Below are 16,568 nucleotides of genomic sequence, written 5' to 3' on the forward strand. Positions count from 1 at the left end.
CTCCGGGGAGGGGGGTGGGGGGCGGTGACCGTGGAGGATCGACTGGTGGGTCGTGTGCAGGGCCGGGCCGGGGGGCGTGCCCAGTTCCTCCGCGAGCCATCGTCGTACCGTGGCGAAGCAGTCCAGGGCCTCCGCGCCGCGCCCGGCGTCGTACAGGGCCCGCATCAGCATGTCGGCCAGCGGCTCCACCAGCGGATACTCGGCGAGCAGGTCGGTGAGCGGGCCGATGACCGCGTCGGGCTCGCCGCGGCGCAGCTCGATCAGGGCCCAGCCGACCGCGGCGTCCACCCGCTGCCGCCGCCAGGCCTCGCGCATCCGCGCCGCCCACTGCCCGTGCAGTCCGCTGAGCGGCTCCCCGCGCCACAGCCCGAGCGCCTGGCGCAGCAGCGCGGACCTGCTGTCGTCCGGCTGCTCCGCCGCCTGGGCGCGGTCGACGAACATGCGGAACCGGTGCACGTCGACCTGTTCGGGGTCGGCGTCCAGCACGTAACCGCTCGACCGGCGCAGCAGCGGCAACGGCCGCGAACCGCGGTCCCCGGCCTGTGCGCACACCCTCCGGATACCGGCGATGTGGGCGTGCACCGCCCGGCGTGCCGCGTCCGGCGGGCCGGCGTCCCAGACCCGGTCGATGAGCGCGGCCACCGTGACGGGCCGGCCGGTCTCCACGGCCAGCACGGCCAGCACCGTACGACGCTGCGGGGGCCCCACCTCCACCGTGCGCCCCCCGGCCGACAGTTCCACGGGCCCCAGTAAGTGCACCTGCACCATGCTGTTCGCTCCCCCCTGCCCGCCCCCGCCCCCGCGGTCGACCCCATCTTTCACCGTCCCCCCTTATTTCCGACAAGCAATCGACAACGTTTCTGCACATGGCCTGATGCGAACCTGCTGGCGTACTGGCCGAGCAGACGCCCGATGCGGGGACCCGGCACGGGCGACGGGGGTGAACGGCTTGAACGGACCAGGTGGGACAGGTGCGGCCGCGGCGACCATGACCTCGTCGCCGGGGGCCGCGGGCCGCAGCGTGCTGGAGGGCGCCTTCGGTCTCCTCGAAGCGGTGGAACGGGCCGGGGAGGCGGGACTGACGAGGCTGGCGGCGGAGTGCGGGCTGCCCAAGTCGACCGCCCACCGGCTCCTCGAACAGCTGGCCGAGCTGGGGGCGGTGGAACGGCATCGCGGCGGCTACCGGATGGGACCGCAGATGTACCGGCTCGGGCACCGGTGGCAACCGAACCCGGCGCTGCGGTCCGCCGCCCGGCGGCCGATGCGGGAGCTGGCGGAACTCACGGGCGCCGCGGTGGGGATCTGTGTGCTGTGGAAGGGGCAGTCACTGGTCCTGGAATGGGTGCCCGGCAAGGAGGCCGAGCCGTCCGTCGTGGCCCGTCGCGGGTCCACCTGGCCGTGGCGCGCCGCGGCCGGCAAGGTCCTGATGGCCACGGCCGGACCCGTCGCCCTGCCCGGCCCGCCACCCGGGTCCTGGGCGCGGGAGGCCGCCGCCATCCGGGCCCGCGGCGCCGCCTTCGACCGGGAGGAACTGGTACCGGGGGTGTGCTGCGCGGCCGTACCGCTGCCCGGCCGGCCGGGGCGGGCGCCGCTGACGTCCCTGTGTGTGGTGACCGATCCCGGGCACCGTCTGGAGCGGATCGCCGACGTCGCCGCGCGCACCGCCCAGGTCATCGGCAACGGGCTGCGCGGCCGGTGACCGACGGAGCGCGGGGTGTCCCGGGGCAGGATCCCCCGTCGTTGTGGCGGAACCGGGACCACAACCTGTGGTGGTCGGGGACCGCCGTGTCCGCGCTGGGCACCAGCGTCTCCAGGCTGGCGTTCCCGCTGCTGATGCTGGCCGTCACCGGTTCCGCGGCGGCGGCCGGCGTGGTCGGCACGTGCGCGAGCGCCGGTCTCGCCGCGGGCCTGCTCCCGGCGGGCGTGGCCGCCGACCGCTGCTCACGCCGGGCACTGCTGACGGGGGCCTCCCTGACCCAGCTCGCCACGACGGGAACGGTCTGCTGGGCGGTGGCCGCCGGGCACCCGTGGCTGCCGCTGATCGCCGCCCTGGCGCTGGTGCAGGGCCTGGCGTCGGCGGTGTTCGCCGGCGCGGCGGCCCCGCTGGTACGGCGGATCGTCCCGCGGGCGCAGCTCAGGGCCGCCTTCGCGCGCGCCGAAGTACGCGACCACAGCGCGGAGTTGGCCGGGGCGCCGCTCGGCGGGACGCTGTTCGCGCTGGCCCGCTGGGCGCCGTTCCTCGCGGACGCGCTGTCGTACGCCGCCGTCACCGTGGCCTGCCTGCTGATCCGTACGCCGATGGGCCCCGACCCGGCCGAACGGGCCGCCCGGCGACCGCCGTTGGGCCGGGACCTGGGCGCCGGTCTCGCGTTCGTCCGGGGGGTGCCGTTCCTGCGGTACACGCTGGTGTGGTCGGCGCTGATGAACCTGCTCTTCACCGGGGTGGCCTTCATGTTCGTCGTGGCGCTGCGGCACCACGGCGCCTCGTCCGCGCAGATCGGCTCGGCCGAGGGGATCGCGACGGCGTGCGGGCTGGGCGGGGCGCTCGCCTGCGGGTGGGTCGTACGGCGGGTCAGCGGCCGCCGTCTCGTCCTGCTCGTCTCCTGGATGCTGGTGTTCGGCGTCGCCGGGCTCGTCCCGCTGGCCGCGTGGCCGTGGGCGGCGGGCCTCTGCCTCGGCGTGAGCATCGTGTTCGTCACCCCGCTGAACGCCGTGTTCGGGGCGGCGATGGTGGCGGCGGTGCCGGACGCGATGGCCGCGCGGGTCCTGACGTCGGTGAACATGGCCGTGCAGTCCTGCGGCTGGCTCGCCCCCGTGCTCTGCGGGGCACTGGCCGACGCGTTCGGCGTCGCGGTTCCACTGCTCACCATCACGGCCGGCCTGGCCCTACTGGCCACCGCCAACCACCTGGCGCCGACAGCAGGCCAGTTGGACGACATCTCCGGAGCCGGAGCAGGAGCAGGCGCCCAGGACACCGCCGAAGCCGAGGACTCGGCCGGAACCGGGCCCGAGGCCGCCGACGCCGACGCACACGAGGGCACCCACACCGACATCCCGAAGCCTCGCGTCAAGCCCCACGAACCCACCGACCACTGACACACCGGCCCCGACAGGCACGGCCGCCCCGACCGACAGAACCGGCGAGACCGTCACGACCGGCGAGACCGTCATGACCGTAAGGACCGGAAGGACCGGCAAGATCCGGATCGCCCGATGAGCCGGAGGGCCCATCTCCCCGCCCCACCACCCTCGCCCCACCCCGCGCTACGCCCCGGCCTGCGGCGCGGGCCGTCAGGCAGCCGGGCATGCCGTCGGTCGGGCAACATGTGCCGTCAGGCGGCGCGCATTGCCGCCGGGCGGCCGCGCATGGCGTCAGGCGGCCGTGCACGGCGTCACGTGGCTCCGGTGGCCGCCACGATCACGCATGTGTAGTCCGTGCGGATCTCTCCGCCCTCCTCGGTGTCGAGGTACGCGGCCACCGCGCGGAGCAGCCGGCGCCGGGTGGACCACGGCAGGGCCAGGTGGCGGCTCTCGGTGCCGAGCAGCGCGCAGAACTCCCGGGACGTGAGACGGCTCTGCCAGGGCACCGCGATCTTCGTCACCGTGAACCCGTGGGCGCGCAGTTCGTCGGCGTACGTGCCGGCGTCGGCCTCCGTGAGGTCCTGCCGGCCGCCCTGCCCGACCGGCAGCCCCTCGGGCAGCGCGGCCGCGTAGACCCGGGTAAGGCCCGCCTCGGCGGACGGCGCGTAGGAGCCGAAGTTCCAGGCGAGCAGGATCCGCCCGGCCGGGCGCAGGCACCGCGCCGCCTTGGCCGTACGGTCCCCGGCGCGCAGCCAGTGCCAGGCCTGGCCGCAGGCCACCAGGTCGAATCGCCGGCCGCGCGGGTCCCAGGTCTCGAAGGTGCCGACCTCGACGGCGAGTCCGTGCGCCGCGGCGACGGCCGCCATCCGCGGGTCCGGCTCGACTCCGGTGACCCGGTGTCCGAGGGCGGCCAGCGCGCCGGCGAGCTTGCCGGTCCCGCAGCCGACGTCCAGCGCGGTGCCCGGCGGGCCGCCGCCCAGGGCCGTCCAGGCCTCGGTCAGGGCCCGGCCGGGGTAGCCGGGGCGCAGCCGGTCGTAGTCGCGGGCCCGGGCACCGAAGCTCGTGGGTGCCTTGGCCCGTACCGCACGGTGGATCATGTCCATCCTCCGATCAGGTTCACGAACGTGGACGGCGGCAGGAACAGCACGTAGGTGCCCACCGAGGCGAGGCTGAAGGGCACCAGCCGCTTGGGCAGCATCGCGGTGAACGCGGCGTGGGTGAGCAGTCCGAGCAGCGCCCCCGCGTACCAGGTCGCGGGGACGATCAGCAGGACCGGCAGGGCGGCCTCCACCGCGATCGCCGTCAGGGACGGCAGACGCCAGCGGCGGGCGACGAGGGACGGCTCACCGGTGGCGAACCGGCGGGTGAACCAGTCGGGGAAGTAGTACTCACGGCGCCCAGGGGGCAGTTCGTCGCGCAGGGCCGCGAGCTGCGCGAAGACCTTCTGCAGGGTGTCCCCGCTGGTGAACTGGCGGGACGCGGCCTTGAACCAGGCGCTGCTCCAGTACAGCTGGAAGACCAGGACCACCGCGGCGAACTGCGGCCAGGAGAGGCTGTCGCCGCCGTGCGCGCGGGGCGGGTCGAGGAAGCCGGCCGGGGAGCCGGCGTCCAGGAGCGACTGGAGGCTCAGATAGGCGTCGGCCCCCCGGGCGAAGACGAACGGCAGGCACATCACCCCGAGGAACACGGTGTTGAACTTGCGGTCGAAGGTGAACTCGAACACGCACCAGGCGGCGACCACCGCCGCCGCGAGCGGAGTGAGCACCCCGGCGAACAGGCACAGCGCCGCCACCGCCCGGGCGACGTAGAACACCTTGTACGCGGCCGGGCTCAGCAGCAGCTTCACCGCCATCTCGTCCCGCTCGTAGCGCCAGCGCACCAGGGACTTGGGGCGGTCGTCGAAGAACCGGGCCATGCCGTACACATGGTCGGCGACGATCTTCCACACCAGGGCCGTGCCCAGGACCAGGCGGAAGCAGCACAGTGCCGGGCCGGCCGTGGCACCGTGCACCGACAGCAGGTCAGGCACGGACGACCCGGCCGTTCCTGACCGCGATCCGCAGCTGGTCGAAGGGCACCAGGAGCACCCCCTCCCCGGCCACCCGGCAGCCGTGCACCTCGTCGAGGTAGCTCACCAGGGAGCCGAGCGCGTCGGCGGAGCTGAAGTGGTCCTGGCGCAGTTCGTGGTCCCACGGGCAGACCGGCCGGCCGTCCCGCACGTCGTACAGCCGGGCCCGGTAGGCACAGATGTGGGAGAACATCGCCCACGAGCCGAACGAGCCCGGCGGGGTGAAGAACCCGCGCCACACCAGCCAGACCACGGCCCCGCAGGCGAGGATCCCCGCGGCGATGTCATCGACCATCGTGTCTCCCCCTGTTCACAGGACCATGGACGGCACCGGCCACCGGTCCATCAGGTACGGCGCCCACCAGTGCGCGTCGCCGAAGGTGAGGACGAGACGTTCGGCGCGCAGGGCGCTGAGGACCTCGGGGTCGACCTCGTCCGTCCGCTGCCTCTCCAGGAGGGCCACCGCCTGTGCGTAGACCGGCTGCACCAGGTCGAACCGTTGCAGCACGCCGCCCCGCCGGTCGCGGATCTGCACGAACCCGGGGCCCCGGCGCCACACACAACGGCCGAGGTAGAAGCGGGTGTTCCACTGGGCGAGGCGTTCGGCGGACCGGGGGCCGTCCAGGGAGACGGGGGGCTGGAGGTGCGACAGGTCGTACGCCGTCAGGGCGGGCAGAGCCCGGCGGCCGGCGCGCAGATGCCAGCGCACCAGCAGGCCCCGGGCGGTGGCGACCCGGACGAAGTCCAGGGCGCGCAGGTCGCGCGGGTCCGGGGAGCGCAGCGAGACGGGCTCGTCGAGGGCCGTGCACCGCACCCCGCTCCGGTAGAGGTCGTGCACCTGCTCGCCGACGGGCCCGTACGGCGTGGCCGACGGAACGGGTGGCGTGGCCGACGGAACGGGTGGCGTCGGCGGGGTGGTCAGGAGATCTTCACGCATGTGGGCTCCTCGGCCAGTTCCAGGGCCAGTTCGGGTCCGCCGGTGTCCTCCGACTCGCGGCGGATCCGGCAGATCAGCTGGTTCTCGTGCTCGGTGGCGACATGGACGGCACGGTCGCCCTCGATGAAGACCAGTCCCAGGCGGCGCCAGTCGGCCAGCAGGGCCTCGACCCGTTCCCGGTCCCAGGCGGTCCCGGACGCGGCCGTGCGGCGGACCAGTTGATCGGCGGACCGGGGGTCGTGCAACGCCCGGAACAGCTCGACCTCCGTGGCGTCCCGCAGGGTCAGGGTCCGCCAGGCGAAGTGCGGCCGGGAGTTGGTCAGTTCGATACGGTCGCCGAGGTCGACGCAGGAGAGCCGGCTGTGGATGTAGTTGGCGCCCCACTCGTCCAGGGCCTGCTTGAGCCGCTCCGCCACCTTCTCGTCCACGCCCCGCCCGGGAGTCTCGAACACATAGGCCAGATCGGCGAGTTCGGACTCGGGAAGGTCGTAGGTGACGAAGTACTGCTTGTGCGGCCGCCGTTCGGCGAAACCCAGTTCGGGGCGGTCGAAGTACGGACTGAAGCGTTCGAGCGCGATGCGGTTGACCCCGTTGGACGGATGCAGGTGGTGCAGCGCGGGCAGCTGTTCGATGACGGGGAGGTAGTCCTCGGCGGTCTCGCCCGGGAATCCGTACAGGTAGTTCCAGGCCACGGAGAGGCTGTTGCTCTCGGCGTCCCGCAGGAACCGCACGTTGTGGGTGCCGCTCACCCCCTTGTCCATGATCTTCAGCACGCGGGTGCTGAGACTCTCGATGCCCGGCTGGACGCTCACCACCCCGGCCCTGCGCATCCGCTCGATCCCCGACAGCTTCATGTTCGACTTGACCTCGTACTGGATGCGCAGGTCGAACGGCGCGTCGGCGAGCCGGTCCAGGACCGAGTCGAGATAGGACATCTCCAGGATGTTGTCCACCGCGTAGAAGTCCAGTACGCGGTGGCGCTCGGCGAGCGTGAGGATCTCGTTCAGGTAGGTGCCCGGGCTCTTGCTGCGGAAGGTCATCGCCGAACCGTTGAGCCCGCAGAAGGTGCAGTGGTGCTTCTCGCCCCACCAGCAGCCGCGCGCTCCCTCCACGGTGAGCACGGTCTCGTACCAGGACTGCACGCGGGAGCGCCGCAGCCGCTCGAAGTAGGGGTCGTAGTCGGGGCAGGGTATCTCGGACGGCGCCAGCAGCCGCTCGGCCGGCGGGTTGCTCACGCTCCGGCCGGCGTCGTCGCGTCGGCACAGGCCGGCGATGCCCGAGGTGTCGCCGTCGCCCTCGACCGCCGCGACGAGTTCGGGGAACGTGCGCTCCGCCTCGCCCCGTACGACGTAGTCGAGGAAAGGGAAGTTGCGGTGCAGCGCCTCCCCCTGCGGGCCGTCGCAGTTGGCGCCGCCCATGACGGTCTTCACGTCGGGGGCGAGTTCCTTGACGCGGCGCAGCAGCGCGAGGGAGGCCACGTTCTGCTGGAACGTCGAGGTCGCTCCGACGAGGGCCGGGCCGTCGGCCACGATGCGCCGGGCCATCGCGTCGACGAAGCCGGGGACCGTCCGGTGCAGCCGCAGGGACACCTCCAGCTGGTCGGCGGTCATCGCCTTCTCGAAGGCGTCGCGGAATTCGTCGACCCGCCAGGACGTGTCGTCGTGGAGAGCGGAGGAGAACACCCAGTCCCCGCATCCGAGGAAATAGCTGTGCAGCGAGAAGAAGCTGAACTCGGCGGCTCCCAGGCCGCCTTGTTCGTGCATCCAGTCGGCGAAGTCGATGTTGGCGTAGACGGTCTCGACCTCGGTCCCCGGACGGGTGTCCGCGATCCTGCGCGAGAGGATTCCGAGCGCCAGCGAAGGGGTCGCCGTGGTGGCCCACGGCATGCAGACCAGGGTGACCTTCATGTGCCCTCCAGTGGGATCCGGCGCTCCGCGCGGGCGAAGCGCCGGTCGAAGCACAGGAACAAAGGGAAAGGATCAGTACTTCGTGACGTAGACCATCACCGAAATGAACGTCGACCGGGCGTCTTCCTGGGACGGTGCCTGCGGATCGTTGTTGACGACGACTTTCTCCACGGTTCCTCTTCTCCGGTCCGGGGACGCGCTTCCGGTGCGTGGCAGCGAATGCGGCGGATGCACCGGAAGCGCCGGGCGGCCTGTGGCGGAGGAAGGGCGTCAGAACTTGACGGTGATCCCGACCTCGACCTTGACCGACTCCCGCTCGTTGCTCTGCGGGTCACTGGTGACGACGGTCTTCTCCATGGCGTACCTCCCCTCGGCCTTTCCGGGTGCCGGGCACGCCGAGTGCCGCACAGCCGTGCCGGCAGGCGTACATCGTCGTAGTCAGCGTGGTACGCCTCGCGCGCCCTGTCGCGAACCGTCCCGTTCAACGGACCGGGCGTTGACGCACGGCACACGTACCGTGAGGCTCATGACCACAGTGACCCTCCTGCACCCCGGCGCCATGGGCGCCAAGGTCGGCGCCGAGGCCCGCCGCACCGGCACCCGCGTGCTCCATGTCCCGGCCGGCCGGGGCCCGGCCAGCGTCGAGCGGGCGCGTGCGGCCGGCCTGGAGGCGGCCGAGTCGCTCGGTGCCGCCCTGGCCGTCAGCGACCTGGTGCTGTCGATCTGCCCACCGCACGCGGCGGAGGACGTCGCCCGGGAGGTCCTCGGCCACCCGTTCCGCGGTGTCTACGTGGAGGCGAACGCCATCAGCCCCGACCGGGCCCGCCGCATCTCCGACGCCTGCCTGGACCATGGTGTCGTCATGGTCGACGGCTCGATCATCGGCGCTCCCCCCGGCGCGGGCGCCCCGCCCCGGCTCCACCTGAGCGGCGACCGGGAGGCGGCCGGCCGGGCCGCCGCGCTGTTCGAGGGCACCGCTGTGCTGGCCAGACCGCTGGACGCCGGGGTCGGTGCCGCGTCGGCCCTGAAGATGGCCTTCGCGTCCTTCCAGAAGTCCGCCCGCGCGCTCGCCGCCGTCTCGCACGCACTCGCCGCGAGCCACGGCGTGGCCGACGAACTGGCCCTGGAGGCCGAGTCGATCACCCACGGCATCCTCGCCGACGTGGACTACCTGCCCAGCCTCGCGGCCCGCGCCTGGCGCTGGGCCCCCGAGATGGAGGAGGTGGCCGCCGCCCTGCGCTCCGCCGGCCTGCCACCCGCCCTGGCCGAGGCCAGCGCCACGGTGATGCGCCACTGGACCGCCGACAAGGACCGCTTCGACCTCCCCCTGAAGGACGTCCTGTCCCACCTCCACACCCCGGCCGACCCGGCGTAGGCCAGAAACCGGCGAAGAGACCCGCGACCTGACCGCCGCCGGCGCCCGCGACCTGGATCTCCTGCCGGCCGAGCCCGCGTACCGCCCCGGCGGCGCGGGCTCGGCGACCGACGACAGCGGTCACCGGAGCCGACGGACGACCGCCGCCGGCTACCAGGACGTCTCCGTCCTTCGGGGATCTTGGCGGGCCTTGTCGATCATCGCCGATTCGCGCCGTTCTTGCAGGTCAGACGCGCTGATCGACGTCAGCCCCATGCAGTGCTTGGGGATGCGTTCCTGTCCTTGCGGCCCCTCGACGGCCCCTGAGGATCTTCGAGATGGACGCCGGCCAAAGTAACCGCCGCATCCACCCAGTTCCTCAGCGCGCGCCCCGTGTCGCCTCCGATCGTCGTACGCGCAGCTCGGCGATGTACGCCTCGTAGTCCGCGGCCTTCTGCTGGAAGCGGACCGGTGTGGTTGGGTGGGTGTAGATCATGAACTGTTCGTCGCGGAGTGCCTGGATCACGGTTTCCGCCACTGCCTCGACGGTGATCGCATTGCTCAGCAGGTACGGAGCCGCGTCGAGGATCGGGGTGCGGACCGCCTCCGGGCAGAGCACCGAGGTGCGGATGCCCCGGTCGGCATAGGTGAACGCGAGCCATTCGGCGAATCCCACCGCCGCGTGCTTGGAGGCCGCGTAACCGGGGCTGGTGAGTTCGGTGAGCAGCCCGGAGGCCGAGGCCGTGTTGAGCAGATAGCCCTCGCCCCGCTCCAGCATGTGGGGCAGGACGTGCCGGGCCGCCCAGACATGGCTCATCACGTTGACGGCGAACACCTTGTCCCAGACGCCCTGGGGGGTCATCGGGTCCATCTCGTGGCCGATCCCGGCGTTGGAACAGAACAGGTCGATAGGGCCCTCGTGGTCGAGGACGTCGACGACGAGCCGTTCGATGTCGGCTTCTTTGCTGACGTCGGCCTGGACGTACCGGAGTCCGGCGGTCACGGCCGGAGTCCGCGCCGCGAGGTCGGAGACGACCACCCGCGCCCCCTCGGCCGCGAACCGGGTCGCGAGGCCCCGACCGATGCCACTGGCACCGCCGGTCACGACGACGGTCCTTCCGTTCACGTCCACTGCGGGCTTCCTTCGTCCTGGTTCGGGTCGGGCTGCGTACGGGGTGCGGTGTGCGCGGCCGTCACCAGGGCGGAGACGCCGTAGACGATCGCGTAGAAGCCGAAGAGGGTGGCGAGGGTGAGAACGCCGACATCGGGACGGACGGCGAGGACGACACCGAAGGCCAGGGTGGCCAGGCCGCTCAGGATCCACATCGCGCGGTTGCCTGCGGGCGCGCCGCGCCGGAAGCCGAACCCGACCTCCAACAGACCGGCGACGACCGCCCAGATCGCGATCCACACGGCGAGCGCCAGGGCGGTGATGCCGGGCCACACGAGCGCGGTCACTCCGGCGGCGAGCGAGACGAACGCCAGCAGGAGATGGCCGACGACGGGGCCGGCGCGGTCACCGCGGAACGCGACGGCGGCGTCGTTCCCGGCGCTCATGAAACAGTTCACGGCGAACAGGATCACCAGGGCACCGACGGTGATGCCCGGCCAGACGACCGCGGTCAGGCCGAGGACGACGGCCACGACGCCTCTCCAGGCGTAGGGGGAGGACCACACGTTTCTTCTCCTCGTGGATTCATGACTGGACTCGCGGATGAACCGACGGATCTCACCAGCGGCCGTCGGCCAGGTACCGCAGGCCGTTGACGCCGGGCAGGAAGACGTGTTCGCCGCCCTTGGTCACCACGAACGCGGGCAGGCCGCGCAGGCGGCGCCGCACCGGCTTCGCCGCGTAGCTGAAGTCGGCTTCGGTGACGTGGTTGCCCGCGAGCGGGTCCTGGTCGGCGCCGGCCGAGATGAAGTCGCCGTCGTTGACCCACTGGGACTGGACGAACTCGAACTGCCGGGCCGGGTCGGCGTTGGCGAAGGCCAGGACCACGCCCCGGTCGACGCCGTCGTCCTCCAGGACGCCCTCGGGGAGCATCGGCCCGTAGGCGGCCCCCCGGCGCAGAAGCTGATGGAGGCGGACGTCGACGATGGTGTCCTTGAGCGCGTCCCGCGGGTTGACCCGGCGGATGTGGGAGGCGATCGGGGTCCGCAGGCCGCGCGGGTCGTCGTCGTAGTAGGCGAAGTCGTTGAGTCGCTCGGGCTCCACGGTCACGTCCTTCTCCGGCGACAGGGCCAGCGGGCAGCCGCTGCGCCAGCGGCCGGCCATCTTCGCGGCGAGCAGTTCGGCGCCGTACTCGTCCTCGGACCGTGCCGTCAGGAAACGGCGGAACTCCGCGACCTTCTGGTGGAGTTTGCGGATGGACAGATACGTGCCGTTGCGCCACAGCGCCTCGGGGCCCGGGCCGGTGGCGGTCCGGCCCAGTTCGTTGACGTACCCGAGGACGAACTCCCCCGGTTTCGCGAGGCTCTGGCCGCGCCTCGGAGTGCCGCCCTGGCCCTCGATGTACGGGCGGCTGATGCCGTCGGCGTAACCGAAGTGCTCGCGCAGGTTGTCCGGGGTGCGGATGTCGAGACGGCTCACCCGGCGCACGGAGGGCAGGTCCTCCTGGGCTCCGTGGCCGATCGCCAGCTTCTCGGCGAACGCGGTCTCGTCCGGGGCCATCAGCAGCACCCCTATGTCGAAGGAGCCGTGCTCGGGCAGGTCCCAGTGCGCCGGGTCGCTCTCGCCGATGTCGCCCAGGAACGCCTTGCGGGTGCGCATCGGTTCGCGCAGCTCGCGGGGGAAGCCGTCGAGGATCTCCTGCGGCAGCCCGATGCGGGCCAGACCCGGGTGGGTGAGGACGACGTTGAGCCAGGCGTCCCCGTCCGGGTGCTCCCAGCCGGCGGCGGTGGTCACGTGGGGCAGCAGCCGGCGCAGCATGGCGCGGCCCTCGGCGGCGTCGCCGACCTCGTACAGCAGGTAGGAGCCGAAGTAGGGCAGCGGCCGTTCGCGGAGGATGGTGCCCTGGATCCGGTCCAGATCCAGGGCACCGACGGCGTCAGTTGGCCGCATCGAGAACCTCGGAGAGGGCGTCGCCCAGACGCTTCATGCGCTTCACGTCGTGGACGCTGCTGTCCGAGGTGGCGTGGAAGTACAGGTCCGCCGAGTAGGAGCGGGAGATCACCAGCTCCGGGGTGCCCGGGTCGTCGTAACCGTTGTAGCCCTCGACGATCTCGCCGAAGATCTCGTCCAGCCAGGGCTGGGCGCGGCCGATGTCGGCCAGATAGGGCTTGAAGTCGCCGTCGTAGACGAGGGTGATGAGCATCCGGGTGTCGTTGTCGAAGAGCAGGATGCGGAAGTTGTCGACCGTGCCGACCTTGGTCTCCCAGTAGCCGGCCTGGGCCTGGATGCTCGCCACCCGCTCGCGGAAGATCTTGCCCCCGTTCGGGGTCAGCGGCGTGATGATGGTGAGCTCGCCCTTCTTTCCGATGCGGCGGCCCGGGCCGTCGGGCTGGTCGCTGATGGGCTGGGCGTGGGCGTAACGCTCGTCGGTGACGTCGATGGCCGGGGTGGTGGTGTCGGTCATGGCGTGCTTCTCCTCGAAGGCTGTTCTCAGTCGTGACAGGTGGGTGGTCCGGGTCACTTTTTTCATGGGCGTGTCACTCGTAGTGCTTGGCGAACGGGCAGGTGTGCCAGCCGCCGGTCCGGTACGCGGCGGAGACCTCGTAGACCCCGCGACGGGCCTGGAGGATGGGGTCGTCGTTGAGCTCGATGCCGTCGGTGACCTTGGTCGGGTCGTGGTTCATCACGGGGTCGCCGAGCTCTTCGGGCGTCGTGGGTGCGCTGATCTGGAGGGTGCCGACGGTGACCCGCTCCCGGTCCTCGGGCCACAGGGCGGTCGGGTCGTCGAGGGGGTCGCCGTCCTGGCCGATCTCCAGGACCAGGTCGAAGCCGACCGGGCCGGTCGCCAGGCGCTCGTCGAACTCGTCCAGGAGGACCTCGCGGTCCATCGCCGCCAGCTCCTCGACGGGCCGGCCCTCGACCCCGGCCCGCGGGATCCAGTGGCAGCGGACGTTGGTGAGGACGTCGTCCTCGTCGAGGTAGCGGAAGACGTGCACGGCGTGGAACTCGCTGTGCGCGAAGCTGATCGGGGCCAGCGAGGCGGCGCGCATCCGCAGGACGTCCGCGACCTCGGGGTGTTTCGCCAGGAAGGGCCGCAGGGCCGCCTTGTCCAGCGGGCCGCCGGGCTCCGCAGGCGCGGCCAGCGCGATGGCTTCGAGGAGGTCCTCGGGGCGGCGGGCCGGGAAGAGGAGCTGGCTGAGCATCACCAGGTTGGTGGTGCGGCCGTTGGGCAGGTAGAAGCGGGTGGCCATGCCGACGGTGGCGCCGAACGGCGCGTCCGGGCGGCCGCCGCCCTTGGAGAAGCGCACCGAGGCCGGGATCAGGTCGCCCTGGAGGTGGGCGGCGCGGGTGTAGTTGCGGGCGGCCGGCAGGGCGCGGAAGGCGCCGCGGTAGATCCGGCCGTCGGCGTGCAGGGCACGGTATCCGGGATGGAAGCCGAAGACTTCGTGGGCTCCGTCGACCAGGGCTTCCGCGTGGTCGTACTGGCTGAGTTGCGCCATGGGTACCTTCCGATGTCGCTGGGAACGCCCTCATCGTGGGCCGCGACGGCCGCCGTCCGGATGCGTCAAATGACGATGAGCTGCGACGGCTCCGCCGCGGCCCGGCATCGTCGGATGACCCAGGCGGGCGGGGTGCGGACCGGGGAGGATGGGACGCGTCGGAGAGCGCCTCGCGCGGTGGCCCGGGGGCGGATACGCGTCGGGGCGGGTGCGGTCGGTCCGGCACTCGCACGGCGAGCGGTGGGACGGCGACGCGTCAGAGCACGTACCGCAAGTCCGGCACTCGCACCGCGAACGGAGGCGGACGCCCCTTCAACCGGACGCCCCTTCAGCCCGCGTGCGGCCGGTCCGGCACTCGCACGGCGAGCGGTGGGACGGCGACGCGTCAGAGCACGTACCGCAAGTCCGGCACTCGCACCGCGAACGGCGGCGGACGCTCCTTCAGCCGGACGCCCCTTCAGCCCGCGTGCGGCCGGTCCCGGTACTCGCGTGGGGTCATGCCGTACGCCTCCTTGAAGGACCGGCCGAACCGGGAGGCGTCGGTGAAGCCCCAGCGGTGGGCCACGGCGGCGATGGTGTCGCGACGGGATCCGGGCGCGGCCAGCTCCCGGCGGGCCCCTTCGAGGCGCTGCCGGCGAATCCACTCGCCGGGGCTGACGCCCTCGCGGGCGAGTACCGCGTAGAGGTGGCGCAGGGAGATGTGGTGGGCCTTCGCCACCGCGCCCGGTGTGAGGTCACGGTCGGTCAGATGGCGGCGCAGGTACTCCAGGATGCGCGGGCCGAGGGTCTCCTCGCGGGCCGCGCGGGCCGCCACCTCCAGGTCACAGGCGTCGGCGATCACGGCCCGGACCATCTCCAGGGTGGTCGCGGCCAGGTGCTCCGCCGCCGGGCCGCTGTGCAGGTCGGGGACGGCCGCCAGCCGGGAGAGGTAGGAGGCGCCGAGTGCCGCGACCGAGTCGCCGTCGCCGAGCACGCGCGCGGTGACGTCGCCGAGCACGGCGTCCGGCAGGCCCAGTTCGGCCACCGGTATCCGGAAGAAGTGCGTGTCCACCCCGCCGTCGAAGAGCAGGGTGTACGGGCGGCGGGTGTCGTAGAAGCCGAGGGTGCCGGGCCGGATGGCGGCAGCTCTGCCGTCCTGGACGACGCTGCTGGTGCCGACGCGCTGGAGGCTGAGAAAGAGGCAGGGTTCCCAGTCGGCCGCGGCCAGCCGCAGGGACCGCTCGACGGTCGCCGGGCTGGCCCGCACGGTGCTGAGCTGGACGCGTCCGATGCCGGTGATCGACACCTCGCAGTGCACGTCCTCGGGCCGTTCGGGCAGCGCGATGTGCACCGGTACGACGCGGTCCCGGATCGTCTGCCGTATCGCCTCGGCCCGGTCGTCGACGGTGTACGTCGAGGTGCTCCACTGCGTCTTCATGCGTTCCGGGGAGCGTAACCGACCGAGATGGCCCTCGGGCAGGCCCGTGTGCGCAGCCGGGGAGCCGGCGTGCACGGTGCGCAGACGGCCGTGCACGCAGCGCCGGTTCCGGTGCCGCGCCGGGCGCCTATTCTCGGGACGGGCCGCGCCTGCCGCGGCCGGCGTCGACCGTTCGAGCAGCCCAGAGGAACCGATCATGACGGCCGTGACCTTCGACGTGCGGGACCTGGCCCCGGTGGACCGGGCCGAGGCGCTCCGCGCCGCCGTCGGCCCCTCGGTCCTGTGGGTGGACGTCGACCACCACGGCGCCGGCGCCATCGCGGCGCGGGGTCTGATCCGCCAGGTCGGAGGGCTCACCCAGTTCTCCGCCCGGACCACTCCCCTGACCATCCGGCGCACCCCGCGGCAGGCCCGGGACGGCTCACAGACGCGGCTCATCCTGGCCGTGCAGCGATCGGGCACCGCCACGGTCGTACAGAACGGCCGTGAGGCCGTCGTCCGCCCCGGCGACCTGGTCCTGGTGGACAGCGCGCGGCCCTTCACCGCGGTCAACGCGAGCGGTACCCACCACCACTACTTCTGCCTGCCGCGTGCCGGTCTCGCCCTGCCCGACCGGTTGCTCGGGCGGATCACGGCGACCCGGCTCGGGCCGGCCAACCCGGTGGCCGCCCTGGCGGCGGCCCATCTCTCGCGGCTGGCCGACTCGCGCGCGCTGCCGGAAAGTCCCGCCGTACAACAGCTGGACCGGTCGACCGTCGAACTGGTCCGGGCGGTGATCGCCACCCAGCTGGGTGCGGCGGACCTGGCCCGGGGTCCGCTGGAGGACACGCTGGCGCTGCGGATCATGGAGCAGGTACAGCGCCGGATCGACGATCCCGCGCTGAGCGCGGCGCGGATCGCCGGGGAGTTCGGCATCTCCGTCCGGCGCCTGTACGCCGTCCTCGCCCGCTCGGACATCGAACTGGGTGCGTGGATCCGCGCCCGCCGGCTGGAGGCGTGCCGAGCCGACCTGGCCGACCCGCACAAGCTCCGGCAGACGGTCGCCTCCGTGGCACGTGGTCACGGCTTCACCGACGCCAGTCACTTCGGGCGGCTGTTCAAGGAGACCTACGGCATCCCGCCGGGCGAATGGCGCGCGCGGAGCCGTCCGGCCGACGGCACCCGGGCCTGAACGGCCGGGCAGGCGGAAGGAG

At 72.5% G+C, this 16,568-nt stretch carries 17 protein-coding genes; 4 read left to right on the top strand and 13 right to left on the bottom strand.

Features of this window, described 5'->3' with window-relative positions; genetic code table 11:
• The coding region (locus MB828_RS44895; RefSeq protein ID WP_301653199.1) for an AfsR/SARP family transcriptional regulator at positions 1–768 on the bottom strand (768 nt) is incomplete at its 3' end.
• 220 nt (positions 769–988) lie between these two features.
• Here MB828_RS44895 and MB828_RS44900 point away from each other — a divergent pair.
• Both MB828_RS44900 and MB828_RS44905 read left to right on the top strand, forming a co-directional pair.
• Complete coding sequence (locus tag MB828_RS44900) at positions 989–1,699, top strand: IclR family transcriptional regulator (RefSeq protein ID WP_301653200.1); 711 nt, start codon at positions 989–991, stop codon at positions 1,697–1,699.
• 41 nt (positions 1,700–1,740) lie between these two features.
• Positions 1,741–3,096: an MFS transporter gene (locus MB828_RS44905; protein WP_301653201.1), complete on the top strand. Its 1,356-nt coding sequence runs from the start codon at positions 1,741–1,743 to the stop codon at positions 3,094–3,096.
• 296 nt (positions 3,097–3,392) lie between these two features.
• Here MB828_RS44905 and MB828_RS44910 read toward each other — a convergent pair whose 3' ends face one another.
• The 6 genes from MB828_RS44910 to MB828_RS44935 form a co-directional block, all read right to left on the bottom strand.
• On the bottom strand, positions 3,393–4,178 hold the full coding sequence (locus tag MB828_RS44910) for a class I SAM-dependent methyltransferase (RefSeq protein WP_301653202.1): 786 nt from the start codon (positions 4,176–4,178) through the stop codon (positions 3,393–3,395).
• On the bottom strand, positions 4,175–5,110 hold the full coding sequence (locus tag MB828_RS44915; protein ID WP_301653203.1) for a hypothetical protein: 936 nt from the start codon (positions 5,108–5,110) through the stop codon (positions 4,175–4,177). The genes MB828_RS44910 and MB828_RS44915 overlap by 4 nt, the downstream gene beginning before the upstream one ends.
• A complete protein-coding gene (locus MB828_RS44920) occupies positions 5,103–5,444 on the bottom strand; it encodes a hypothetical protein (RefSeq protein ID WP_301653204.1) in 342 nt (113 codons plus the stop codon). The genes MB828_RS44915 and MB828_RS44920 overlap by 8 nt, the downstream gene beginning before the upstream one ends.
• Positions 5,445–5,459: 15 nt before the next feature.
• Entirely contained in the window at positions 5,460–6,086 is a 627-nt protein-coding gene (locus tag MB828_RS44925; protein WP_301653205.1) for a DUF5825 family protein, read from the bottom strand.
• Positions 6,068–7,993: a RiPP maturation radical SAM C-methyltransferase gene (locus tag MB828_RS44930; RefSeq protein WP_301653206.1), complete on the bottom strand. Its 1,926-nt coding sequence runs from the start codon at positions 7,991–7,993 to the stop codon at positions 6,068–6,070. The genes MB828_RS44925 and MB828_RS44930 overlap by 19 nt, the downstream gene beginning before the upstream one ends.
• Positions 7,994–8,263: 270 nt before the next feature.
• Positions 8,264–8,401 (bottom strand): hypothetical protein, encoded by a 138-nt coding sequence (locus tag MB828_RS44935; protein WP_165941401.1) that lies wholly within the window; start codon positions 8,399–8,401, stop codon positions 8,264–8,266.
• Between the two features lie 118 nt (positions 8,402–8,519).
• Between MB828_RS44935 and MB828_RS44940 the strand changes: the two genes are divergently transcribed.
• Complete coding sequence (locus tag MB828_RS44940) at positions 8,520–9,368, top strand: NAD(P)-dependent oxidoreductase (protein ID WP_301653207.1); 849 nt, start codon at positions 8,520–8,522, stop codon at positions 9,366–9,368.
• Positions 9,369–9,726: 358 nt separating this feature from the next.
• On the opposite strand, the gene MB828_RS44945 is transcribed toward MB828_RS44940, so the two are convergent.
• The 6 genes from MB828_RS44945 to MB828_RS44970 form a co-directional block, all read right to left on the bottom strand.
• Complete coding sequence (locus MB828_RS44945) at positions 9,727–10,473, bottom strand: SDR family NAD(P)-dependent oxidoreductase (RefSeq protein ID WP_301653208.1); 747 nt, start codon at positions 10,471–10,473, stop codon at positions 9,727–9,729.
• Positions 10,470–11,024, bottom strand: coding sequence for an HdeD family acid-resistance protein (locus MB828_RS44950; protein WP_301653209.1), 555 nt, complete (start codon positions 11,022–11,024; stop codon positions 10,470–10,472). Before MB828_RS44950 ends, MB828_RS44945 begins: the two co-directional genes overlap by 4 nt.
• Positions 11,025–11,076: 52 nt before the next feature.
• Positions 11,077–12,408: a Dyp-type peroxidase gene (locus MB828_RS44955; RefSeq protein WP_301653210.1), complete on the bottom strand. Its 1,332-nt coding sequence runs from the start codon at positions 12,406–12,408 to the stop codon at positions 11,077–11,079.
• Positions 12,395–12,922 carry a hypothetical protein gene (locus tag MB828_RS44960; protein ID WP_301653211.1) on the bottom strand — a complete coding sequence of 176 codons (528 nt, stop codon included), beginning with the start codon at positions 12,920–12,922 and terminating at the stop codon, positions 12,395–12,397. The genes MB828_RS44955 and MB828_RS44960 overlap by 14 nt, the downstream gene beginning before the upstream one ends.
• Positions 12,923–12,995: 73 nt before the next feature.
• Entirely contained in the window at positions 12,996–13,958 is a 963-nt protein-coding gene (locus MB828_RS44965; RefSeq protein WP_301653212.1) for a catalase, read from the bottom strand.
• 457 nt (positions 13,959–14,415) lie between these two features.
• Complete coding sequence (locus tag MB828_RS44970; protein ID WP_301653213.1) at positions 14,416–15,375, bottom strand: helix-turn-helix domain-containing protein; 960 nt, start codon at positions 15,373–15,375, stop codon at positions 14,416–14,418.
• Between the two features lie 196 nt (positions 15,376–15,571).
• On the opposite strand from MB828_RS44970, the gene MB828_RS44975 reads away from it, so the two are divergent.
• The gene (locus MB828_RS44975) at positions 15,572–16,546 is read left to right on the top strand and encodes a helix-turn-helix domain-containing protein (protein WP_301653214.1); all 975 of its coding nucleotides are present in this window, start codon (positions 15,572–15,574) and stop codon (positions 16,544–16,546) included.
• Positions 16,547–16,568: the final 22 nt, after the last annotated feature.

This window comes from Streptomyces arenae (genome assembly GCF_022343545.1).
In the GTDB taxonomy this organism is placed as follows: domain Bacteria; phylum Actinomycetota; class Actinomycetes; order Streptomycetales; family Streptomycetaceae; genus Streptomyces; species Streptomyces humi.